Source organism: Pseudosulfitobacter sp. DSM 107133 (assembly GCF_022788695.1).
GTDB lineage: Bacteria > Pseudomonadota > Alphaproteobacteria > Rhodobacterales > Rhodobacteraceae > Pseudosulfitobacter.
In genome coordinates this window covers 1,826,729-1,848,249 of the sequence record NZ_CP085154.1, presented here as the reverse complement: position 1 = coordinate 1,848,249, position 21,521 = coordinate 1,826,729, and the positions used below count along the sequence as shown (strand labels likewise).

At 60.8% G+C, this 21,521-nt stretch carries 19 protein-coding genes; 14 read left to right on the top strand and 5 right to left on the bottom strand.

Going from position 1 to position 21,521, the window contains the following annotated elements; all coding sequences use genetic code 11:
• Positions 1–97 precede the first annotated feature (97 nt).
• Positions 98–2,050, top strand: coding sequence for a DUF4214 domain-containing protein (locus DSM107133_RS09070; RefSeq protein WP_114292777.1), 1,953 nt, complete (start codon positions 98–100; stop codon positions 2,048–2,050).
• Between the two features lie 87 nt (positions 2,051–2,137).
• Here the strand turns inward: DSM107133_RS09070 and DSM107133_RS09065 are convergent, their stop codons facing one another.
• From DSM107133_RS09065 to hemN, 3 genes are all read right to left on the bottom strand, one after another.
• Positions 2,138–2,821, bottom strand: coding sequence for an aspartate/glutamate racemase family protein (locus tag DSM107133_RS09065; protein ID WP_114292778.1), 684 nt, complete (start codon positions 2,819–2,821; stop codon positions 2,138–2,140).
• The gene (locus DSM107133_RS09060; RefSeq protein WP_114292779.1) at positions 2,814–3,746 is read right to left on the bottom strand and encodes a 3-hydroxyacyl-CoA dehydrogenase NAD-binding domain-containing protein; all 933 of its coding nucleotides are present in this window, start codon (positions 3,744–3,746) and stop codon (positions 2,814–2,816) included. Before DSM107133_RS09060 ends, DSM107133_RS09065 begins: the two co-directional genes overlap by 8 nt.
• A 165-nt stretch (positions 3,747–3,911) precedes the next feature.
• Complete coding sequence (gene hemN / locus DSM107133_RS09055; protein ID WP_114292780.1) at positions 3,912–5,267, bottom strand: oxygen-independent coproporphyrinogen III oxidase; 1,356 nt, start codon at positions 5,265–5,267, stop codon at positions 3,912–3,914.
• Positions 5,268–5,318: 51 nt separating this feature from the next.
• Between hemN and DSM107133_RS09050 the strand changes: the two genes are divergently transcribed.
• The 11 genes from DSM107133_RS09050 to DSM107133_RS09000 all read left to right on the top strand — a co-directional run bounded on the left by DSM107133_RS09050 (position 5,319) and on the right by DSM107133_RS09000 (position 16,438).
• Positions 5,319–6,053, top strand: coding sequence for a transcriptional regulator FnrL (locus DSM107133_RS09050; RefSeq protein ID WP_114292781.1), 735 nt, complete (start codon positions 5,319–5,321; stop codon positions 6,051–6,053).
• A 214-nt stretch (positions 6,054–6,267) separates the two neighbouring features.
• The gene (locus DSM107133_RS09045; protein WP_114292782.1) at positions 6,268–6,675 is read left to right on the top strand and encodes a universal stress protein; all 408 of its coding nucleotides are present in this window, start codon (positions 6,268–6,270) and stop codon (positions 6,673–6,675) included.
• A gap of 123 nt (positions 6,676–6,798) precedes the next feature.
• Positions 6,799–8,394 carry a cytochrome-c oxidase, cbb3-type subunit I gene (gene ccoN, locus DSM107133_RS09040; RefSeq protein WP_114292783.1) on the top strand — a complete coding sequence of 532 codons (1,596 nt, stop codon included), beginning with the start codon at positions 6,799–6,801 and terminating at the stop codon, positions 8,392–8,394.
• Between the two features lie 34 nt (positions 8,395–8,428).
• Positions 8,429–9,193, top strand: a complete 765-nt coding sequence (gene ccoO, locus DSM107133_RS09035) for a cytochrome-c oxidase, cbb3-type subunit II (protein WP_114292784.1) — start codon at positions 8,429–8,431, stop codon at positions 9,191–9,193.
• Between the two features lie 9 nt (positions 9,194–9,202).
• Positions 9,203–9,406: a cbb3-type cytochrome c oxidase subunit 3 gene (locus DSM107133_RS09030; protein ID WP_114292785.1), complete on the top strand. Its 204-nt coding sequence runs from the start codon at positions 9,203–9,205 to the stop codon at positions 9,404–9,406.
• Positions 9,399–10,262: a cytochrome-c oxidase, cbb3-type subunit III gene (gene ccoP / locus DSM107133_RS09025; RefSeq protein ID WP_114292786.1), complete on the top strand. Its 864-nt coding sequence runs from the start codon at positions 9,399–9,401 to the stop codon at positions 10,260–10,262. The genes DSM107133_RS09030 and ccoP overlap by 8 nt, the downstream gene beginning before the upstream one ends.
• Before the next feature lie 146 nt (positions 10,263–10,408).
• Complete coding sequence (ccoG, locus tag DSM107133_RS09020; RefSeq protein WP_114292787.1) at positions 10,409–11,962, top strand: cytochrome c oxidase accessory protein CcoG; 1,554 nt, start codon at positions 10,409–10,411, stop codon at positions 11,960–11,962.
• Entirely contained in the window at positions 11,959–12,414 is a 456-nt protein-coding gene (locus tag DSM107133_RS09015) for a FixH family protein (RefSeq protein ID WP_114292788.1), read from the top strand. Before ccoG ends, DSM107133_RS09015 begins: the two co-directional genes overlap by 4 nt.
• Positions 12,411–14,564 (top strand): heavy metal translocating P-type ATPase, encoded by a 2,154-nt coding sequence (locus DSM107133_RS09010; protein ID WP_114292789.1) that lies wholly within the window; start codon positions 12,411–12,413, stop codon positions 14,562–14,564. Before DSM107133_RS09015 ends, DSM107133_RS09010 begins: the two co-directional genes overlap by 4 nt.
• Positions 14,561–14,716 carry a cbb3-type cytochrome oxidase assembly protein CcoS gene (ccoS, locus tag DSM107133_RS09005; protein WP_028956415.1) on the top strand — a complete coding sequence of 52 codons (156 nt, stop codon included), beginning with the start codon at positions 14,561–14,563 and terminating at the stop codon, positions 14,714–14,716. The genes DSM107133_RS09010 and ccoS overlap by 4 nt, the downstream gene beginning before the upstream one ends.
• Positions 14,717–15,493: 777 nt before the next feature.
• A complete protein-coding gene (locus DSM107133_RS09000) occupies positions 15,494–16,438 on the top strand; it encodes an IS110 family transposase (protein WP_114291353.1) in 945 nt (314 codons plus the stop codon).
• Between the two features lie 300 nt (positions 16,439–16,738).
• On the opposite strand, the gene DSM107133_RS08995 is transcribed toward DSM107133_RS09000, so the two are convergent.
• Complete coding sequence (locus DSM107133_RS08995; RefSeq protein WP_114295613.1) at positions 16,739–17,674, bottom strand: aminotransferase class IV; 936 nt, start codon at positions 17,672–17,674, stop codon at positions 16,739–16,741.
• Between the two features lie 84 nt (positions 17,675–17,758).
• Between DSM107133_RS08995 and DSM107133_RS08990 the strand changes: the two genes are divergently transcribed.
• On the top strand, positions 17,759–18,703 hold the full coding sequence (locus tag DSM107133_RS08990; protein ID WP_114295614.1) for an aldose epimerase family protein: 945 nt from the start codon (positions 17,759–17,761) through the stop codon (positions 18,701–18,703).
• Positions 18,704–19,052: 349 nt separating this feature from the next.
• Here the strand turns inward: DSM107133_RS08990 and ndk are convergent, their stop codons facing one another.
• On the bottom strand, positions 19,053–19,475 hold the full coding sequence (gene ndk, locus DSM107133_RS08985) for a nucleoside-diphosphate kinase (RefSeq protein ID WP_028956410.1): 423 nt from the start codon (positions 19,473–19,475) through the stop codon (positions 19,053–19,055).
• Positions 19,476–19,606: 131 nt separating this feature from the next.
• On the opposite strand from ndk, the gene DSM107133_RS08980 reads away from it, so the two are divergent.
• Positions 19,607–21,454: an ABC-F family ATP-binding cassette domain-containing protein gene (locus DSM107133_RS08980; protein ID WP_114295615.1), complete on the top strand. Its 1,848-nt coding sequence runs from the start codon at positions 19,607–19,609 to the stop codon at positions 21,452–21,454.
• Positions 21,455–21,521 lie beyond the last annotated feature (67 nt).

Below are 21,521 nucleotides of genomic sequence, written 5' to 3'. Positions count from 1 at the left end.
TTTCTAAAAAATGTCAAAAAAACGCAATTTTTGTGAAACTCAAAACGGCGGGGAGCCGTGACTTAGCAACTGCCAACGCAAATGTTAGGACACGATTATGGCCCATCTGGCTGCGACATATACTTCTTTTGACACTTTCCTGAATCAGGCGGACGCCTTTTGGACCGTTGATTTCGATGCGCTGAACAGTTCCGGGGTAAATGCCTCTGCTGTGTTGGCGATGAACACCGAGGAAGACGGAACCTCTTACCTGAATGTCGCAATTTCCGCGACAGGCACCACGGCAAACCAGTCCCACGCTCAGCACATTCACGGGCTGTTCGATGGTGACGGAAACCCGATCGACTCTGTCACCCCCACCATCGCCAATGATGCCGACCGCGACGGCATGGTCGAAGTGCTCGAGGGTGTCGGTCAATACGGTGACGTCTTGTTGCCGCTGTCCTCGGGCGGCGCGATGCCGGTTTCGGATGACATGGGGCGTATCTCGTTCATTGCGAATTATGACCTGACGGACGACAGCAACTTTTTCAGCCCCGTCACGATGACCGACTACACTGCTGAAGACATCATGCCGCTGATCCTGCGAGAGCTGGTTATTCACGGCGTGGAAATTCCTGACGGAATCGGCGCAGGCACCGGTGGCGAAGTCAACGGTGGCGAAAACGGGTTCGTTGGCATCCTGCCCGCTGCCGCCGGAACCATCGAAATCGCAACGCTTGAAGTGGCACGCGCAATCCTGACAGGCCAGCGCGCGACAGCCAGCGACAACGTCACCCTGACGGAAATGGCCGACGTCTACAACGGCGGTCTGGGCGACGACATGATCAATGCGCTGGGTGGCAATGACACCATCACCGGCGGCAGCGAAAATGACACGATCCTTGGTGGCACTGGCGCTGACGTTCTGGAAGGCAACGGCGGAGACGACTGGATTTCTGCTGGCACCATGGACGTCAACGTGGTGAACGAAGCCGATGCAGGCGCATCCGGCGGGCTGTCGCTGGCGCAATATGACAGCGGTATCGCCGGCGGAGCGGGCAACGACATTATCTATGGCGGTGCCGGTGACGAAATTCTGTCCGGCGACGACGACAGCCGCACAGCAGAAGCCACCGGATCGACTTTCAACGCCATGTCCGACGGTATGGACACCATCTTTGGCGGTGCGGGCAACGACGAAATCCACACCGGTTCGTGGACTGACAGCGATCAGGGCCTGCCCAATGCCCAGACCGGCATGATGGACGACGTGGCCTATGGCGGCAGCGGCAATGACATCCTGCGCGGTGCCGGCGGCAACGACCTGCTCAGCGGCGACTCGGGTGCGGACAACATCGGCGGTGGTGGCGGCGATGACATGATCTATGGCGACGGCGCCTACAGCATCGACCCCGAAGTCTTTACAGGTCAGTTGTTCCGCCTGTATCAGGCCAGCTTTGACCGCGACCCCGATCTTGGCGGGTTTGAAGGCTGGGCGGCGTCCCTGGGCAGTGGCAAGGTCAGCCTGCAAGGTATCAGCGACGGTTTCACCGGGTCTCAGGAATTCAAGAACATCTATGGTTCCGGTTCAAACGCCGACTACGTCAATGCGCTGTACCAGAACGTTCTGGGGCGTGACGCCGATGCGGCCGGCCTTCAGGGCTGGACCGACATGCTGGACAATGGCGCAACGCGCAGTGATGTGCTGCTCGGCTTTTCGCAAAGCAAGGAGTTCATGCGCGACAGTGCCGACGATCTGAACAGCTATGTCATGGACATGGGCACGCAGGACGTGCTTGCCGGCAACGGTGGTGCCAACACGCTGTCAGGCGGGTATTTTTCGGACAGGTTCGTGTTCTCGACCGACAGCGGCAGCAGCCACACCGTGACCGATCTGGAAAGCTGGGACACGTTGGACTTTACGGCCTTCGGCTATGACAATGCAGACGCCGCGATTGCCAACATGATGCAAAGCGGCAATGACGTGGTGTTCATGGACATGGATGTGATGGTGACACTGCAAGACACGCAACTCAGCGCCGTCAGCGACGACATGCTGATGGTCTAATCCATCTCGTCATCAATACAAGCGGCCGCCGGAATGGATGTTCCGGCGGCCTTTTTGGGTGGCTGTCGCCGCTGTGTCGGCACCTGTTCAGGCAGCGCCCAACCTGCGGCGCAGGGCACGCACGGCACTGGCAGGCGTGGTGATGATCGGGCAGTCAACCTGCGGCCTTAACACATCCGCCGCACGGGCCAGGCTGAACTGTCCCAACACAACGGCATCCTGCGGCCCCAGATCCAAGCAGGCGCGCAATACGGCCTGATCGTGCGCAGCGCCATCGCCGGCCTTAAGCGCGGCAAGTGCGCCATCGGCAAGCACGCCTGTGATCTCGACACGCTTTCCACGCGCGGCCGCCATCAGTTCCAGTTCACTGGTCAGCGCGGGCAAGGATGGCCCAAAGGTCACGACCAGCGCAATGCGCGCGCCCAACGCCAGCGCCTCCTCGAACGCCGCCTCGTTCGGGCGCATGACCGGAATGGACAGATCGGATTTCACCACGTCGATCGCAGGGCCGAAGGCAGAACAGGTGAACAGCACAGCGCTGGTGTCATGGTTCCCAGTGCCGCTGGCAGCGTAGCGGCCCAACGTTACGAACCGATTGGTCATCGCGGCGTCCAGTGTGCCCGCTGCGGCCAGATCAGCCGACAGCGACGCATCCAGCAGATCGGCGCGTATCGCTTCGGGCCACAAGCGGACAAAGGCGTCACGGATCGGCACCACGGATTCCTCAAGCGCATGGATCAGTGCAATGCGAGGTGGGTTGTGTTCAGACATTCGGGGCCTCCTTGCGTGCCTTCAGCGCCGCGATCAGTGCCGCGTCGCGGATCGCTTCCAATTGCGCAATATCGCGCCCCGCCGCTTCACGCGCGACGCCCGCCACCAGCGCGGCTTGCACGTCTTCGCCGAGTGTCGGCGCTCCCAAAGCAGCCCAACGGCGTTCCTGACTGGGACCAAGGTGGGCCAGATAGCCTTCCATGCCACCTGCCCCGCCCCCCAGATGATAGGCCATATGTGCACCCAGAACCGACCATCGCAAGCCTGGCCCGTTGACCAGTGCGGCATCAATCGCTTCTACATCCGCAATGCCGTCCTGCACCATAAACACCGCCTCGCGCCACAGGGCCGAAGCCAGCCGGTTGGCGATATGTCCGGTGGCGTCCTTTTTCAAACGCACCGGCACGCGGCCGGCGAAACGGTAGATCGCTTCGGCCCGTGCGACGCGGGCGTCGTCGGGGCCATAGATCTCGACCAGCGGCACCAGATGTGGCGGATTAAAGGGGTGTGCCGTGATCAGGCGCGCAGGATCGTTCAACCCCGGGCTCAGATCCGACCATGTCAATGCTGACGTGGACGAGGCCAAGATAGCATCTGTGTCCATCAGCGGTTCGACCTCGCCGTAAAGGGCATGTTTGACGGCAATGCTTTCGGGCGCGTTTTCCTGTATCAGCGCAGCACCTGCCACCGCCTCGGCCAGCGTATCGCAGACTGTCAACCTCCCGGCAGGCCCTGCATCAGGGGCCACTTGCGCCAGCTGCGCCAACGGGGCTTTCAGACGCGCGGGCAAGGCCACCAGTGCCTCGGATTCCGGATCCCAGACACGCACATCAGCGCCATGATGCTGGAACAGAGCCGCCCACCCGACCCCGATCAGACCCGCACCCAATATGGCAATTGTCGGTCTTTGGTCTGCCTGGCGCATATCGGTGTCCTTGTCATCTGATCCCCATTTCTTATGGGCCACAGTGCGGACAAGAGAAACCAAAACTATGGAAAATCAAATTTTATCACCAGAATAAACGCGATGACCCAAACGGGTAACGCACCCTTGTGCTTTTGAAATCGCGCGCCGCTTGTGCCGCCCCCTTCAGGGCGCAGCAGTCTGGGCCATGTGATTGGTTCGATACTGGTCAAGATGGCTGGCCATCGCACCGACCAAAGGCGCGAACCCCTTTTGAACGCACAGCCCCGCACCGTCCCTGCGGCAGGCCTCGGGATAGGTCGCAAGCAGCTCGGCAACCGCGTCAGAAACTGCCGCTGATTGGTCGGGAAACTGCGCTGTCAAGGCGTCGGCATCGAGGGCAAACCGGCACAGCAGGTGTTCGATCATTTGCGCGGTCAGCCGCTCCATGGCGGTTATTGCATGACCGCGTGAACCGGCCAGACAGCCCGCACCGATTTCCGACATATAGGCCGTGGTGGCAGGCTGGTTCTGCACATAGCCCTGCGCGAACCGTGAAATGGCAGAGGCCCCAAGGCCGATCAGAACATCGGCGTGATCATCGGTATAGCCCTGAAAATCACGATGCAGGCCGCCGCTTTGTCTGGCCAGTATCAAGTTGTCTCCCGGGCGCACGAAATGGTCCAGACCAAGCGCAGAAAACCCGTCCAGATGCAACATCTGGCGCGCCATCTCACTAAGCGCAAAGCCGGTCTCGCACGACGGCAGCGCATCGCTGTCGATCATTATCTGCCGCTTGGACATCCACGGCACATGCGCATAGCCATTCAGCGCCACCCTGTCCGGTTGCAGCGCCAGAACCTGATCCAGCGTGTCGACCAGACTGAATGCATTTTGATGCGGCAGCCCATACAGCAGATCCATATTCAGGCTGTGCACTTTGGCGGTGCGCAGCCGTTCGACGCAATCATGGGTCTGGGCATAGGACTGTGACCGCCCGATGGCATCCTGCACCTTGGGGTTGAAATCCTGCACGCCGATGCTGGCACGGTTCATACCCTGAAACGCCAGTGTTTCGATCACCTCGGGGGCGGCCTCTGTCGGGTCGATCTCGACCGAGAATTCAAAATCTCTTGCCCGCTCGAATGTATCGAACAGGCGTGTCAACAAACGGGTCATGGTCTTCGGCGACAGAATTGTGGGCGTGCCCCCGCCCAGATACAGCCGCGTCATGCGCACATCGTCGGGCAGCTGCCGTGCGACCAGCGCAATTTCCCGCAGAACGACATTTATATAAGCATCTACAGGGCTTTGCCCCTTTGCGCCCTGGGTCCGGCAGGCGCAGAACCAGCACAGACGCTTGCAAAACGGTATGTGCACATAAACCGAAATCTCGGCACCGCGCGGCACGGCCCGTAACCATGTGCTGTAGAAACGCGCGCCAGTGTCTTTCGCAAACCGGTTGGCCGGTGGATAGCTGGTAAAGCGCGGCACAGACGCGTCAAAAAGACCATAGCGGCGGAGTTGATCAATCTGTTCCATCGCGCTACCGTAACGTGAAAATATCCTCCCTAATTTGATACAGATCAAACTATGAGCATCGACCTAGTCACGCGCCCGAAATGCAGCGAATGCCCGATCCGGCACCGCGCTGTCTGCTCGCGCTGTGACGCCGACGAGCTGGACCAGCTTGAAGCGATCAAATCCTACAAGAACTTCTCGGCAGGCGACCAGATTCTGTGGCGCGGTGATGAGCTGACCTATGTGGCATCGGTGGTCAAAGGTGTTTCAACGCTAAGCAAAACAATGGAAGACGGGCGCATCCAGATGGTCGGATTGCTGCTGCCCTCCGATTTCATCGGCCGCCCCGACCGCACCAACATTGAATTCGACGTTGTCGCGGCCACCGATGTGACGCTGTGCTGCTTCCAGCGTAAACCTTTCGAACAGCTGCTGGGCACTGTGCCGCATGTGTCGCAACGCTTGCTGGAAATCGCGCTGGACGAACTGGATGCGGCGCGCGACTGGATGCTGCTGTTGGGCCGCAAGACCGCGCGTGAAAAGATCGCCACCTTTGTCGAAATGATGGTGCGCCGCCAACACGTGGCTGGGTTGGGGCTGGATCATACGCCGCTGGTGCTGCCGCTGACACGCGATGAAATCTCGAACTATCTGGGGCTGACCCTGGAAACGGTCAGCCGCCAGTTGAACGCGCTGAAAAAAGAAGGCGTGCTGCGGTTCAACGACCGGCGGCGTTTCGAAGTCATTGATATGGAAGCGCTTCATGCGGCTTCAGGCGATGATTCTGACGGCGGTGTGCTGTTCTAGAGTCACGGTCGCTCACTTGACGTCCTGAAAAGATCAAAGGCTGATGGCGCGATCATCGGTACTGTTGACCCCAATCCCGACACTTCGCTGAAACACGGTTCGCCTCGTCAATTGCTGGCGGGCTGGCAGGAATTCGGAACGAGTTGATCTGGAACAAAGCGGCTTCGATTTCAGTTGGTGTTTACTACATGTGTATCCAAAAGGAGATAATACCATGTATACCAATATCCTGATCCCTGTATTGCTGGGTGACAGCCGTGACACCCAATTGGCGTTCAAGGCAGCGCAGGCGCTGGCCGATGACGGTGCCCAGATCACCTTGTTGCACGTCATTGAATCCGTGCCACATTATGTGTCCGAATATTTCCCGCCCGATTTCGAAACCACTTCGCGCGACAAAGTGCAAACCGAACTGGACGCCATGGCAGCCACCCTGCCCGGCAGCCGCACGGCAATTGCCGACGGTCGGGCCGGTTCGCGTATTTGCCAATGGGCGGAAGAAAGCGGATGCGACTGTATCGTTGTTGCCTCGCATGAACCAACCTTGGCCGATTTCTTTCTGGGGTCGGTTGCGCACCATGTTGTTGGCCACTGCAAATGCGCCATTCATGTGGTGCGGTAATCCGTCATTTGTTTACCCTAAATTGACTTAGATCAAAGAGCGTGCCTTCGGCTCCGGTTACCCAGAGCCTGCGAACAGAACCGCAAGCGCGCCATAGGGCCCTTGCGTAGAGGAAGGTGCTTTATGGAATATATTAAGTTAATCGCGCTGGGTCTGGTAACGCTGATCGCTGCGATGGGTACAAATTTTGCCCATGACATTGCGTTCCAGGTCCACTCTGCGTTGATCATGGTCATCGCTGCGGGCATGTTTATCTGGGTGCTGCGTGGCATTGACGAGCTGGAGATGCCCCAGGACACCAGCGGCTATGCTGACGGGGTGATCCGTGCCGGTGTCATTGCCACCGCATTCTGGGGGCTTGCCGGTTTTCTGGTGGGCACCTTCATCGCCTTTCAGCTGGCCTTTCCGGCGCTGAATTTTGACTGGGCGCAGCCTTTTGCCAACTTTGGCCGGTTGCGCCCGCTGCACACCTCGGCTGTGATCTTTGCCTTTGGCGGTAATGCGTTGATCTGCACATCGTTCTATGTGGTGCAGCGCACAAGCGCGGCGCGGCTTTGGGGCGGCAATCTTTCATGGTTCGTGTTCTGGGGCTATCAGCTGTTCATCGTGCTGGCCGCCACCGGCTATCTGCTGGGCGCGACCCAGTCCAAGGAATACGCCGAACCCGAATGGTACGTCGACATCTGGCTGACCATCGTCTGGCTGGCCTATCTTGCGGTCTTTCTGGGCACCATCTTCAAGCGCCGCGAAAAACACATCTACGTGGCCAACTGGTTCTACCTCAGCTTCATCATCACCGTGGCGATGCTGCATGTGGTCAACAACCTGTCGATCCCTGTCAGCCTCTGGGGCAGCAAATCGGTTCAGGTCTTTTCCGGCGTGCAGGATGCCATGACCCAGTGGTGGTACGGCCACAATGCCGTGGGCTTTTTCCTGACCGCGGGCTTTCTGGGCATGATGTACTATTTCGTGCCGAAACAGGCTGAACGTCCGATCTACAGCTATAAGCTGTCGATCATCCACTTCTGGGCGCTGATCTTCCTGTACATCTGGGCCGGTCCGCACCACCTGCATTACACCGCCCTGCCCGACTGGGCCTCGACCCTGGGCATGGTGTTCTCGATCGTGCTGTGGATGCCCAGCTGGGGCGGCATGATCAACGGCCTGATGACGCTGCAAGGCGCGTGGGACAAGCTGCGCACCGATCCGATCATGCGGATGTTCGTGATCTCGCTGGCCTTCTACGGCATGTCCACCTTCGAGGGTCCGATGATGTCGATCCGCGCGGTCAACTCGCTGTCGCATTACACCGACTGGACCATTGGTCACGTCCACTCTGGTGCACTTGGCTGGAACGGCATGATCACCTTTGGCGCGCTCTACTTCCTGACACCGCGTCTGTGGGGTCGGGAGAGGATGTATTCGATGTCGGCCATCAACTGGCACTTCTGGTTGGCGACAATCGGCATCGTTCTGTACGCCGCGTCGATGTGGGTGACCGGCATCATGGAAGGCCTGATGTGGCGCGAAGTCGATGACCAGGGTTTCCTCGTCAACACCTTCGCCGACACCGTGGCTGCGAAATACCCGATGTATGTGGTGCGTGGACTGGGCGGTGTTCTGTACCTCTCGGGCGGCATCCTGATGTGCTGGAACATGTGGATGACCATCCGAGGCGGTGCCAAGAAAACCGCCCCGGTTGGCGTCCCCGCAGAATAGGAAAGGCACGCAAATGACTGATAAGGAAAAGACAATGGGCAACGCCCCCGTGCCGAACGACGCACCGAAAAAGACCAGTATTCTCAGCCGTCACGCGATCCTGGAGAAAAGCCCGACACTGTTGCTGGTCTTTTCGCTGCTGGTGGTGACCATCGGTGGGATCGTCGAAATCGCACCGCTGTTCTGGCTGGAAAACACCATCGAAGAGGTCGAAGGCGTGCGCCCCTATTCGCCGCTGGAGCTGACCGGGCGCGACATCTATGTGCGCGAGGGCTGCTATCTGTGTCACAGCCAGATGATCCGCCCGATGCGTGACGAGGTCGAACGCTATGGCCACTATTCGCTGGCGGCGGAATCGATGTACGATCACCCGTTCCAGTGGGGATCGAAACGCACCGGTCCCGACGTGGCGCGTGTGGGCGGTCGGTATTCCGACGCCTGGCACGTCGACCACCTGACCGACCCGCAGTCGGTCGTGCCTGAATCGATCATGCCCAAATATGCGTTCCTGTCCGACGTCAGGATCGAGCCGACCCATATCGAGGCATTGCTGAAAACCCACCGTTTTGTCGGTGTGCCCTATGACGACGCGATGATTGCCGCTGCGGCTGACGATTTCCGCGCCCAGGCCGATCCCGACTCGGATTACGACAGCTTGCTGGAACGCTATCCCGGTGCGGCGGTGTCCAACTTTGACGGCCAGCCACAGCTGACCGAAATGGACGCGCTGATCGCCTATTTGCAGGTGCTTGGCACCATGGTCGACTTTTCAACCTTCACCCCTGCCGACAGCCGATAGGAGGCTTTGATGGATACCTATTCCTTCATGCGTGAACTTGCCGACAGCTGGGTGCTTTTGGCGATGTTCGGATTTTTTGTCTCGGTCATTCTGTGGGCCTTCCGACCCGGCGGATCCAGGACCTATGACGAAATTGCGCAGATCCCGCTGCGCGATGACGCGCCTGCACCACAGGCACACTCTACCTTGAAGAAAGGAGCCCGCGATGTCTGAGCGCAAGACCGACGAGGTCACCGGCGTCGAAACCACCGGCCACAGCTGGGACGGCATCGAAGAGCTGAACAACCCCCTGCCGCGCTGGTGGCTTTGGACCCTGTATCTCTGTATCATCTGGGCCATTGGCTATACCATCGCCTATCCGGCATGGCCGATGATTTCGGGGGCTACGCAGGGTGTCATGGGCTGGTCGACACGCGCCAATGTGGCGGCAGATATCGCCACCCACGAGGACAACAACGCCGAACTGGTGTCCCAGCTTGTCGCCGCCGACGTTGCCACCCTGCCCGAACACCCCGATCTGAACCGCTATGCCATCGCGCGCGGCGGTGCGGTGTTTCGCGCCAATTGTTCACAATGTCACGGCTCGGGCGCTGCGGGGGCCAAGGGCTATCCCAACCTGCTGGACGACGACTGGCTGTGGGGCGGCGATATCGACGCCATCATGACCACCGTACGCCACGGCATTCGCAACACGCAGGACGATGACGCACGCTATTCGGAAATGCCCGCCTTTGGCGAGATTCTGGAGCCTGCGGAAATAGACGCGGTTGTCGAACATGTGGTGTCACTGTCGCACTCCGACTTTGACGCGGCACTGGCCGCACAGGGCGCGGTGGTTTTTGCCGACAATTGTGCGTCGTGTCACGGCGATGCGGGCCTGGGCATGCGCGAGATGGGGGCCCCGAATCTTGCCGATGCCATCTGGCTGTACGGCGGTGATCGCGAGACCCTGCACAAAACCGTGGAATTTTCCCGATTTGGCGTCATGCCACCCTGGGGTCCACGCTTGAAAGAGGCCGATATTCGCGCCGTTTCCGTCTATGTTCATAGTCTTGGAGGAGGCGAATAAGACGGAAAAAGACCGCTTGTAAAAGTGGTCCGCCCCCGAAGCGGCCCTGTTCGCACATTGCGCCGCTTCGGGGATGTTCTTGATGCAGATCAAGGTGACCCGCGTCACCGCGTTCTACACAGGTCACGCGAACAGGATCAGGTGATATGACATCCCAACCCGACCAACCTCTTTATGCCGCACGCGTGCCGATTTTCCCGCGCCGCGTGAACGGCTTTTTCCGCCGATTCAAATGGTGGATCATGGCCATCACCCTTGGCATTTACTACCTTACGCCCTGGCTGCGCTGGGACCGTGGTGCCAGCCTGCCCGATCAGGCGGTGCTGATTGATCTGGCCAACCGGCGTTTCTATTTCCTGTGGATCGAAATCTGGCCGCATGAATTCTATTTTGTCGCCGGATTGCTGATCATGGCGGGCCTGGGGCTGTTCCTGTTCACCTCGGCGCTGGGGCGTGTGTGGTGCGGCTATACCTGCCCGCAAACCGTGTGGACCGATCTGTTCCTGCTGGTCGAACGCTGGATCGAAGGCGACCGCAACGCGCGCCTGCGCCTGCACAAAGCCAGCTGGAGCCTGCACAAATGGCGGCTGCGGCTGACCAAATGGGTGGTCTGGCTGGTGATTTCCGTGGCGACCGGGGGCGCATGGGTGTTCTATTTCACCGATGCCCCGACCCTGCTGCGCGATCTGCTTAGCTTTGACGCCCATCCGGTGGCCTATACCACCATCGCAATCCTGACCGCGACGACCTTTATTTTTGGCGGGTTCCTACGCGAACAGGTCTGCATCTATATGTGCCCGTGGCCACGCATTCAGGCCGCAATGATGGACCCCGACACCATAACCGTTGCCTATCGCGACTGGCGCGGAGAGCCGCGGGGCAAGGGCAATGCCAAGACCCGCAAAGCCGCCGAGGCGCAAGAGGCCGTGGTCGCTGCGCAGGCCGCGGGGGCCGGAGCGGCGCGCTATGCAGGCACGCCCTATCCCGGCAAGGGCACCCAACCTGCCACGCCGCCCGCACTGGATACGGTCAGTGACAAGGGCGACTGCATCGACTGTATGGCCTGCGTCAACGTCTGCCCCATGGGCATCGACATTCGCAACGGGCAGCAGATGGAATGCATCACCTGTGCCCTGTGCATCGACGCCTGCGACGACGTGATGGCGCGCATCGGCAAGCCGCGCGGGCTGATTGATTATCTGGCCCTGTCGGACGAACCCGCCGAACGGGCCGGTGCCGCCCCGAAACCCCTGTGGCGTCACATTCTGCGCCCGCGCACGATCCTTTATACCGCGATGTGGCTGCTGGTGGGTGTGGGGCTTCTCTACGCGCTGTTCATAAGGTCCGACATAGAACTGACCGTCAGCCCCGTACGCAACCCGACTTTTGTGGTCCTGTCCGACGGCAACGTGCGCAACATCTACGACGTGCGCCTGCGCAACAAGGCAGGCGAGGCGCGGACATTCCGCCTGAGCCTGACCAGCGATGACCTGCTGCAAATCGGGCTGGAAGGGCGCGAAACCCTGAGCGTGACGGTGCCTGCCGATTCAACCGTGTTGCAACGGGTCTATGTCACCGCGCGCGCCGACGATCCGGCAGCCCAGGAGGACACGACAGCCCTGCGGCTGTGGGTCGAGGATGTCTCGGCGCAGATTCGGGCTTCGAAGGCCACGACATTCAACGGAAGAGGAACGAAATGATTCATAAAGTCAAAGGATGGCATGTGTTTTTAGGCTTTGCAGCCACCTTCGGTGTCATCATCGCCGTGAACCTGACCCTGGCCTATCAGGCTGTGGCAACCTTTCCGGGGCTGGAGGTCAGGAATTCCTATGTTGCTTCGCAATCCTTCGATGCCGACCGTGCCGCGCAGATAGCATTGGGTTGGGACGTGAGGGCCGAAGTGACCCATGACACCCTGCGCCTGTTTATCCGCGAGGAGGGCCAGCCGGTTGCCCCCACCATACAAGAGGCCACATTCGGCCGCGCCACCAGTGTGGCCGCCGACCAGACGCCGGATTTTGTTTTTGACGGCACCGCCTATGTGGCGGCGGTCGAGGCGGGTCCGGGCAACTGGAACCTGCGCCTGAAGATGCGCGCGCCAGATGGCACCCTGTTCCAGCAGCGTGTTATTGTTGCGCATGTGCCGTCATGAACGCGATGTCTGCCTGTCCTGCCTGCGCTGCCGCGCCCTTGGCCGAACAGGTCGCGCAACAGACGATTGATGCGCCCGATTTTGTTCTGTCCTTGCCCACGATCCATTGCGCGGCCTGTATCAGCACGGTGGAGCGCACCCTGCGCAGCCTGCCGGGGGTAATGGCAGCACGGGTGAACCTGTCGCTGAAACGGGTCAGCGTGCAGACGCAAACCCTCAGCGACGCCGACCTTGTCGCCGCTCTGCACGACGCAGGGTTCGAAGCGCATCCGATGGATCGCGCCATGCTGGACACTGGCAAAGACCCCGAAGGCCAGCGTCTGCTGGTCAAACTGGCCGTGGCCGGTTTTGCCATGATGAATGTGATGCTGTTTTCGGTGGCCATCTGGTCGGGTGCAGCCGAGGCAACGCGCGACCTGTTTCATTTGATTTCGGCGGCCATTTCGCTGCCGGCTGTGGTGTTTTGCGGCCAGCCCTTCTTTGTCAGCGCCTGGAGCGCGCTGCGGGTGCGCCGTCTGAACATGGATGTGCCGATTTCTCTGGCGATCCTTCTGGCGGCGGGGATGTCGTTCTATGAGGTGCTGAATGGTGGCGCGCACAGCTATTTCGATGCGGCCCTTTCGCTGACCTTCTTTCTGCTGGTCGGGCGCTATCTTGATCACCGCAGCCGCCGCTCTGCCCGCTCTGCCGCGCGTGATCTGGCTGCATTGGAAGTGCACAGCGCCCAAAAAATGGTGAACGGAGCCGCGCAAACTGTCGCCGTTTCCGACTTGCGGGTCGGTGACACGGTGCTGGTTCACACCGGCGTGCGGGTGCCGGTGGACGGGACGCTGGCCAGCCTTGAGGCCACGACCGACCGTGCGTTTTTGACCGGAGAGAGCACCCCCGTGCGCAGTGTCGCGGGGGATGTGGTGCAATCGGGCGAAATCAACCTTGGCATTGCGTTCAAGGTGCAGGCCACTGCCGTCGGTGCCGACACCACGTTGCGCCGTGTGGCGGCGATGGTTGAAATGGCCGAAAACAGCCGCAACAGCTATACCGCGCTGGCCGACCGCGCCGCTGCGATCTATGCACCGGCGGTGCATTTGCTTGCGCTGTTCGCCTTTGTCGGCTGGGCCGTGATCGGTGGCGATGTGCGGCAGGCGTTGAACGTCGCGGTGGCGGTGCTGATCATCACCTGCCCATGCGCATTGGGGCTGGCGGTGCCAGCGGTGTCAACGGCAGCCATCGCGCGCCTTTATGGCAAGGGGTTTCTGGTGAAATCCGGCACCGCGCTGGAACGGCTGGCCGAGGTGGACACCGTGATGTTCGACAAGACCGGCACGCTGACGGTTCCGGCGGCCAGGGCACTGCGCGATCTGCTGACCCCGACCCAGGCCGGAATAGCACGGGCGCTGGCCCAAAGCTCGACCCATCCGGTCTCGCAGGCCATTCTGGCGGCCCTGCCCGCTGGCAATGCCGCAGTGCTGAGCGGTGTCATCGAAGTGCCGGGACGCGGCGTCGAAGGTCTGGGACCAGACGGTTTGGTGCAACTGGGCAGCGGCAGTTGGCTGGGGGCCGATTTCAACGGTCCGGGCCTGCGCATCGGCAACACGCCCGCCATTGCCCTTCCCCTGTGCGAAACGCTGCGCGCAGGCGCACAAGAAGCCGTGGACGGGTTGCGTCGCCTGGGATTGCATCCGGGTGTCATCAGCGGCGACAGCCTGTCTGCCGTGTCCCCGATTGCTGACACGCTGGGTGTTGAAGACAGACAGGCGCACATCAGCGCCACCGAAAAACACGCAAAGCTTCAGGCGCTGGCCCAGGCGGGCCACCGTGTGGCGATGGTGGGTGACGGGCTGAACGATGCGGCGGCACTGGCTGCGGCCCATGCGTCGATTGCACCATCGTCGGCACTGGACGCGGCACGCAATGCCGCCGATATTGTGATCCTGAACGACAGCCTGGCCGACCTGCCGCTGCTGGTATCGGTCGCACGGGCGGCGACACGGCTGTCGAAACAGAACTTTGCCATTGCGGCGCTGTACAACTGCATCGCGGTGCCGGTGGCGCTGGCGGGGCTGGCGACGCCGCTGCTGGCGGCGATTGCGATGTCGGTGTCCTCGCTGACGGTGCTGGCGAACGCGATGCGGATACGGAGGGTACGATGAACGTTCTGCTGGTCCTAATTCCGGTGTCGATCGTGCTGGGCGGATTGGGGCTGTGTGCGTTCCTGTGGACTGTGCGCAGCGGGCAATATGACGATGCGGCGGGCACATCGGCGCGGATCTTGCTGGATGATGACGGGCCGGATGAGGGGTGAAAGTTTGAGGTTGTCGGTTCGGACGATGCCCCTTTCCCAATGAAGCACGAAGCCTCGCTTCGTCGGGCCGAGGTAGGGCGATGCGACCTTCGTGCCTGCCACTTTATGGCAGCCAAGCACATCCGAGTTATCGGTAACGCGCAACGGCAGCCAAATCGCCGTGCCGTGGGGCGGCCCATCATGTCGTAGACATGCCTATGGCATGATGCGCGGCTGCCAATGTACCATAAGTTTGCACACTCGACCGATCCGGCCCTGATCATGATGTGAAAAGGGATTTTCAAACAGCGACTTAGGGATGACCCGTCTTTCAACATGGGCATAACCTTGCACACTGCACACATAAGCATGCACAGATCGGATGTTTCGGGACATTGATCGTGGTCGTCGTGAATGGCGGCTCAGCGGACTTTTCTGCTGCTCTCAAAGCCGCGCATCGACGGGCCGAGGTGCGGCGATCCGACCGTCGTGCATGCCACTTTATGGCAGCCAAGCACATCCCAGCTATCCGTCACGCACAACAGCAGCCAAATCGCCGTGCCGTGGGGCGGCCCGTCGATGCGCGGCGGCCTGCGGCCTTGTCTCAGACTTTCCGTGGCTCTTCTGCGAAGGTGGAGCCGGTGCCAGCCACCTTTTGGATCGCAGGCACCGGCGACGGGTGGATCGTCTGCGGCCAGGTCTTCGAGGACCGTAATCAAGTGAGATCGCCCGTCGTCTTCGCATGAGGCCTGAACGGATACGCAGCAGCTCACAGGCTCTGCACGACAAGCAAAGGACATGACGAAGATGATCAACGATACCATCGGCATCGACATCTCGAAAGCGCATCTTGACGCGCACCGGCTCAGCACCGCAACCCACGCCCGGTTCGACAATACCGCGACAGGCCTGCGCGCCTTCGAGCGCTGGTTGGGGCAGACAACGCCGGAGCGCGTGGTCTTCGAGCCCACCGGCCCCTACCACCGACGCCTCGAGAGCCATTTCTCAGGCCGCCTGCCGCTCGTCAAGGTGAACCCGCTGCAGGCCCGCCGCTTCGCGCAGGCCCACGGCACACGCGCTAAGACCGACGCGGTCGATGCCCGCATGCTCGCGCTCATGGGGCGCGCGCTGGAGCTGGTTCCGGACCAGCCAACCGACCCCAAACAGCGTGAAATCAAGGAGTTGCATGTCGCCCGCACCGGGCTGGTGCGGGATCGTACCGCGCTGATGAACCGCCTTGGCACGCAACAGCTCGACGTGACCCGCCGCCTGACCCGGGCACGCCTGCGTCAGGTCAACCACCAGATCGACAGGCTTAACGCCGAAATCGAACGGCGAAACCGCGATTGCCCGGAACGCGCCAGGGCAATCGGCATTCTCACCTCGATCCCCGGGATCGGTGCCATCACCGCACGGGCGCTGCTCAGCGAATGCCCCGAGATCGGCACTCTGGGGTCAAAGCAGATCGCGGCGCTCGCAGGTCTCGCGCCGATCACGTGTCAGTCCGGTCAGTGGAGCGGAAAGGCCCACATCCAGGGCGGGCGCAGGCTCCTGCGCGAGAGCCTGTTCATGCCCGCCCTCGTCGCCATGAAGCGAAACCCCGATCTGAGCCAGAAATACGATGCCCTCAGAGCCGCCGGAAAACCCCACAAGGTCGCGCTCGCCGTCCTCATGCGAAAACTCCTGATCCTCGCAAACACTCTCATAAGCGAAAACAGAGAATGGACACCAAAACACCCTTGACCAAGACGGATACTTGATTCCGCGCGGGTGGAATGCGGAAAAGGGCTCATTTGAGACTTTCGCTGCACACGGCACGAACGTCAGCTTCGTGCTTCATTCCCAATCTGCGTCGTTGCGAACAAAAATCCGAGCCCCACACTGCGTCGGCGCATAAAGCGCTTGACACAGGGTGTGCATGAAAGCCGCCAAATCGTGCAAGCTTATGCTTCATTGGCAACGACGGCCTGCGGCCTTGTTCCGCGCCGGAGTCAAACGCAAGGTTACCAATGAGGGAAAGGGGGGTTGTATCCACCCAAAAATTCACCCCTTCGCCAGCGCCACCTGTTCCATGATCAGATCCTTGTACAGCCCGCGTATCCGGTGAAACACCGGCCCCGCCTTGCCGCCACCAATCACCCGCCCGTCGATCTCGAACACCGGCGTCTGCGCCCCGAAGGTGCCGGTCAGAAACACCTCGTCCGCACCATAGGTGTCCACCAACGAGAAATTCCGCTCGAACACCGGAATCGCATTCTCGCGGCACAGGTCGATCACCTTTTGCCGTGTGATCCCGTTCATGCAGTAATCCCCGGTCGAGGTCCAAACCGCCCCCTTGCGCACGACAAAGAAATTGCAGGCGTTGGTGGTGTTCACGAAGCCGAAGGGGTCCAGCATCAGCGCCTCGTCCGCGCCCGCGCGGATCGCGTGGTTCAGCGCGATGATACAGTTCAGCTTGGAATGCGAGTTCAGCTTGGCGTCCTGCGTCAGCGGCAGGCCGCGATGATGCGGCACCGTGTGCAGGCGAATGCCGCGCTGCACCATGGTTTCGTCCGGTTTCGAGTGTTCGGCAATGATCACAATCGTACTGCCCCAGATGCTGAGATGCGGGTGCTGGAACGGTTTGCGCTTGCGCCCGCGCGTCACCATCACCCGCAAGTGCACGTCGGTGTGCATGTCGTTCGCGCGCAGCGTCTCGTGGATCGCCGCCGTCAGTTCGTCGCGGTCCATGCCGATGTCCAGATCCAGATACAACGCCGCCTCGAAGAGCCGGTCCAGATGCGCATCCAGAAAGCTCAGGACTCCGTCATACAGCCGCAGCCCTTCCCAAATGCCATCGCCCAGCATGAATCCGCTGTCATAAACCGAGACTTTGGCGTCGTCGCGGTGGACAATGTTGCCGTCGACGTAGATCTTGATATCGTCGTTGCGCGCATCTGCGGCGGCGTCGTGGGTCGAGACGTGGTCGGCATCGGTCATGATTGGAATCCTCACTGGTTCGACGTACACAAAGCCAAGCAACAGCCGGTGGTCAAGCAATGATCGCTATGGCAGGGTAGAGCTATGAAACCAAAATACATCGAAATCTCGAATGGCCCCTTGCGCGCCCGACTGCTGGCCAAGGGCGCTGCGCTGGGCGGATTGTGGCACAGCGCCGTGTCTGGCAGCCTTGTGCTGGGATATACCGACGACACCGACCTTGGGTATATGGGGGCGTTGGTCGGCCCCGTGGCCAACCGCGTTGGCGGTGCCGTGATCGAGATTGACGGCACCCGCTGGCAGATGCACGCAAACGAAGCAGACAACTGCCTGCACAGTGGCGATCAGGGCATACATGCCCGCGTTTGGGAGGTGGCGGATCAAAGCGCCTCATCGGTGACCTTTTCCCTGACACTGCAACATGGCGAATGCGGCCTGCCCGGCCTGCGCCGGATCTCCGCCTGTTACACGCTCAAGCAGTCTTCGCTGCGGCTGGACATCACCGCCAACAGCGACCGCAAAACCGTGATGAATATCGCCCACCACCCCTATTGGAACCTTGCGGCCAAAGGAGATATTCGCAGCCATGACCTGCTGGTACACGCAGATACCTATCTGCCTGTCAAAGCAGACAAGATTCCCACCGGAGAGCAGGCCTGTCTAGAGGGGCTGGGCCTTGCTGGACGCACGTCGACTCCGCTGGTCAATGTAGAACCGATGGATCACAACCTGTGTCTGGCGTCCACGCGCAGCGACACCCTGCGGCCTGCGGCATGTCTGACCGGACCCAATGGCATGCAATTGACCATTTCAACAACCGAACCGGGGTTGCAGGTCTATGACGGTGCCGGGCTGTCCGAACAGGAAACGCCAAACAACATCGGCGCCCCTGTCGGGCCATACGCAGGCATTGCGATGGAACCACAGGGCTGGCCGGATGCCCCCGCGCAGGATGGCTTTCCGTCGATTATGTTGCATCCAGACGACAATTATCGCCAGAGCACCCTATATGTGCTAAAATCGGCATAAATGACCAAATCTTGCCACAATTAAGCCTTTGGAATTGCTATGCAGACCCGCACATTGGTCCGCATCGGCCCCATTGTCTGACATCCTGTCGGGCCGGACCACAAGCAAAGGCAAGACCATGTTACAGCAAGCACAAAGCCAGCCAAAACCACCCGTCACAGCCCAGGGCAAACCGGCACCCAAGCCAAAACCCAGGCCACGCCCCATCATTACCGACTATGCCAGCCTGTAGGGTCTACGTCAGAACAACCCGTTTTGCCTGAGGTCCTGCCCAAAACAAAACGGGCCAGCGCATCCCGCGCCAGCCCGCTCGAAATTACTGCAGGGCAGCAGCCCTGGTGCAGATGGCTTAGCCCACCAGTTCCAGACCCGAGAAGAAATACGCGATTTCGACTGCGGCTGTTTCAGGCGCGTCCGACCCGTGAACCGAGTTTTCGCCAACGCTTTCGGCGAATTCGGCGCGGATGGTGCCGGGGGCTGCGTCTGCGGGGTTGGTGGCGCCCATGACTTCGCGGTTTTTCGCGATGGCGCCTTCGCCTTCCAGTACTTGTGCGACGATGGGCGCGGACGCCATGAATTCGCACAGTTCGTCATAGAACGGACGCTCGGCGTGCACGGCATAGAACTCGCCCGCTTGTGCCTTGGTCAGGTGGATGCGTTTCTGTGCGACGATGCGCAGGCCCGCTTCTTCGAACTTGGCGTTGATTGCGCCTGTCAGATTGCGGCGTGTTGCGTCGGGTTTGATGATCGAGAATGTGCGCTCAAGGGCCATGTCGGTGCTCCGGTTGTTCGGGCACCACACCTGCGGCCCCCGTGAATTGAAATCGCGGCTCCGATAGCATGGGGCTTGGCGCTTGAAAAGCGGCGATTGACGCCGCCGCTGCGTTGCGGCACACCGCGCCTATGTTGCGCATATCAGATATATCCTATTCCATCGCGGGCCGTCCTTTGTTCGAAGGCGCCTCTGCTGTCATTCCCGAAGGTCACAAGGTGGGCCTGATCGGCGCCAATGGCACGGGCAAAACCACGCTGTTCAAGCTGATCCGCCGCGAGCTGGTTCTGGAAGGTGGCAGCATCTCCCTGCCCTCCAAGGCGCGCATCGGCGGTGTGGCACAGGAAGTGCCCGCCTCGTCCACATCACTGCTGGACACGGTTCTGGCCGCCGACACCGAGCGCGCCGAGCTGATGGCCGACGACAGCACCGACCCCACCCGCATTGCCGAGATCCAGACCCGTCTGGCCGATATTGACGCATGGTCCGCCGAAGCGCGCGCCGCGACGATCCTCAAGGGGCTGGGCTTTGACGATGCCGAACAGCTGAAACCCTGCTCGGATTTCTCGGGCGGCTGGCGGATGCGCGTGGCGCTGGCGGCGGTGCTGTTTTCGCAACCCGACCTGCTGTTGCTGGACGAACCGACCAACTATCTCGACCTTGAAGGGGCGCTGTGGCTGGAAGCCTATCTGGCGAAATACCCCCACACGGTCATCATCATCAGCCACGACCGTGGCCTGTTGAACCGGGCCGTGGGTGCAATCCTGCATCTGGAAGAACGCCAGCTGACCTATTATTCCGGCCCCTATGACCAGTTCGCCCGCCAGCGCGCCGAACGCCGCGCCGTGCAGGCCGCAATGGCCAAGAAGCAACAGGCCCGCCGCGAGCACATGCAAAGCTTTGTCGACCGGTTCAAGGCCAAGGCATCCAAGGCCAAGCAGGCGCAGTCGCGTCTGAAGATGATCGAAAAGATGGACATGATTGCAGCCCCCGAAGAGGCGGCCAAACGCGTGTTCACCTTCCCCGAGCCCGAAGAGCTGTCGCCGCCGATCATCAACATCGAAGGCGGCACAACGGGCTATGGCGACACGGTGATCCTGTCCAAACTGAACCTGCGCATTGACCAGGACGACCGCATCGCCCTGCTGGGCAAGAACGGTCAGGGCAAATCGACCCTGTCGAAACTGCTGTCGGACCGCCTGCCGCTGATGTCGGGCAAGGCGACGCGGTCAACCAAGCTGCGCATCGGCTATTTCGCGCAGCACCAGGTGGACGAACTGCACATCGACGAAACGCCGTTGCAGCACCTTCAGTCGCTGCGTCCCGGCGTGATGCAGTCGAAACTGCGCGCGACACTTGCAGGCTTTGGCCTGGGCCCCGATCAGGCCGACACCGCCGTGGGCCGCCTTTCGGGCGGGCAAAAGGCACGTCTGTCGCTGCTGCTGGCCACCATCGACGCGCCGCACCTGCTGATCCTCGATGAGCCGACCAACCACCTGGACATCGAATCCCGCGAGGCACTGGTCGAGGCGCTGACCGCCTATACCGGTGCGGTGATCCTGGTCAGCCACGACATGCACCTTTTGGGTTTGGTCGCGGACCGGTTGTGGCTGGTGTCGGATGGCACCGTGCGCCCCTATGACGAAGATCTGGAAGCCTATCGCAAGATGCTGTTGTCGGCAGACAAGCCCGCCAAACCGGCCAAGGTCGAAGCCCCCAAGGCCAAGCGCCCCAGCCGCGAAAAGGTTCTGGAATTGCGCGCCGAGGCCCGCAAATCCGAAGCCCGCGTGGACAAGCTGAACGAGATGCGCGACAAACTGGCCAAGAAACTGGCCGACCCTGCGCTTTATGACGACAGCAAAAAGGGCGAGGCCGAAGTCTGGCAGAAGAAATACGCCGAAGTGATGAACGCACTGGACCGCGCCGAGGCGATGTGGATGGCCGCGCTTGAAAAACTGGAAGGCGCCGACGCCGTCTGATACTTCTCTGGTTTAGAAAATCCCGGGGGAAACGCGCCAGCGTTGGGGGCAGCGCCCCCATCCCGCC

What these genes read in the sequence shown, in the direction of transcription:
- DSM107133_RS09070 (WP_114292777.1), top strand. Translation starts at nt 98, where the DNA reads ATGGCCCATCTGGCTGCGACATATACTTCTTTTGACACTTTCCTGAAT.
- DSM107133_RS09065 (WP_114292778.1), bottom strand. Translation starts at nt 2,821, where the DNA reads ATGTCTGAACACAACCCACCTCGCATTGCACTGATCCATGCGCTTGAG.
- DSM107133_RS09060 (WP_114292779.1), bottom strand. Translation starts at nt 3,746, where the DNA reads ATGCGCCAGGCAGACCAAAGACCGACAATTGCCATATTGGGTGCGGGT.
- hemN (WP_114292780.1), bottom strand. Translation starts at nt 5,267, where the DNA reads ATGGAACAGATTGATCAACTCCGCCGCTATGGTCTTTTTGACGCGTCT.
- DSM107133_RS09050 (WP_114292781.1), top strand. Translation starts at nt 5,319, where the DNA reads ATGAGCATCGACCTAGTCACGCGCCCGAAATGCAGCGAATGCCCGATC.
- DSM107133_RS09045 (WP_114292782.1), top strand. Translation starts at nt 6,268, where the DNA reads ATGTATACCAATATCCTGATCCCTGTATTGCTGGGTGACAGCCGTGAC.
- ccoN (WP_114292783.1), top strand. Translation starts at nt 6,799, where the DNA reads ATGGAATATATTAAGTTAATCGCGCTGGGTCTGGTAACGCTGATCGCT.
- ccoO (WP_114292784.1), top strand. Translation starts at nt 8,429, where the DNA reads ATGGGCAACGCCCCCGTGCCGAACGACGCACCGAAAAAGACCAGTATT.
- DSM107133_RS09030 (WP_114292785.1), top strand. Translation starts at nt 9,203, where the DNA reads ATGGATACCTATTCCTTCATGCGTGAACTTGCCGACAGCTGGGTGCTT.
- ccoP (WP_114292786.1), top strand. Translation starts at nt 9,399, where the DNA reads ATGTCTGAGCGCAAGACCGACGAGGTCACCGGCGTCGAAACCACCGGC.
- ccoG (WP_114292787.1), top strand. Translation starts at nt 10,409, where the DNA reads ATGACATCCCAACCCGACCAACCTCTTTATGCCGCACGCGTGCCGATT.
- DSM107133_RS09015 (WP_114292788.1), top strand. Translation starts at nt 11,959, where the DNA reads ATGATTCATAAAGTCAAAGGATGGCATGTGTTTTTAGGCTTTGCAGCC.
- DSM107133_RS09010 (WP_114292789.1), top strand. Translation starts at nt 12,411, where the DNA reads ATGAACGCGATGTCTGCCTGTCCTGCCTGCGCTGCCGCGCCCTTGGCC.
- ccoS (WP_028956415.1), top strand. Translation starts at nt 14,561, where the DNA reads ATGAACGTTCTGCTGGTCCTAATTCCGGTGTCGATCGTGCTGGGCGGA.
- DSM107133_RS09000 (WP_114291353.1), top strand. Translation starts at nt 15,494, where the DNA reads ATGACGAAGATGATCAACGATACCATCGGCATCGACATCTCGAAAGCG.
- DSM107133_RS08995 (WP_114295613.1), bottom strand. Translation starts at nt 17,674, where the DNA reads ATGACCGATGCCGACCACGTCTCGACCCACGACGCCGCCGCAGATGCG.
- DSM107133_RS08990 (WP_114295614.1), top strand. Translation starts at nt 17,759, where the DNA reads ATGAAACCAAAATACATCGAAATCTCGAATGGCCCCTTGCGCGCCCGA.
- ndk (WP_028956410.1), bottom strand. Translation starts at nt 19,475, where the DNA reads ATGGCCCTTGAGCGCACATTCTCGATCATCAAACCCGACGCAACACGC.
- DSM107133_RS08980 (WP_114295615.1), top strand. Translation starts at nt 19,607, where the DNA reads ATGTTGCGCATATCAGATATATCCTATTCCATCGCGGGCCGTCCTTTG.